The organism is Corallococcus praedator (assembly GCF_003612125.1).
Lineage (GTDB): Bacteria > Myxococcota > Myxococcia > Myxococcales > Myxococcaceae > Corallococcus > Corallococcus praedator.
In genome coordinates this window covers 1-389 of record NZ_RAWI01001416.1, presented here as the reverse complement: position 1 = coordinate 389, position 389 = coordinate 1, and the positions used below count along the sequence as shown (strand labels likewise).

Here is a 389-nt window from a genome sequence, read left to right as displayed (position 1 = left end):
ACGTGGATTTCACGGATTGGGCGCTCACGCGCGCTCGTTCACGAGCGCGCGTGGATCAGCCGGCCCCGTGAGATCAGTGAGGCGGTCTGCTTGAGGCGCTGCGCGCGAATGCTCAGATCGTAGGTCTGGACGTGGGCGACGGCCGCGAACGTCCCACTGAGGTAGCGGTAGAGGTGATCGACGTCGCGGCAGATGGCAATGGCCATCAGGTTGTTTCGACCGCTGATGGCCGCCACCGAGGCGATCTCGGCGTGTGCGGCGATCTGTCGTCCGACGCTCTCGAGGTGTGGCGGCGCCGTCGTCAGCCAGATCATCGCGTTGACGTCGAACCCGAGTCGCTGGGGGAGGACGTCGACGTCGTAGATCAGGGTGCCCGCCGCCTCGAGGGC

1 protein-coding gene is annotated in these 389 nt (G+C 66.6%); it reads right to left on the bottom strand.

The window, feature by feature from the left end:
* Positions 1 to 38 precede the first annotated feature (38 nt).
* On the bottom strand, positions 39 to 389 hold a 351-nt coding region (locus D7Y13_RS44695), incomplete at its 5' end, for an Lrp/AsnC family transcriptional regulator (protein WP_147452791.1).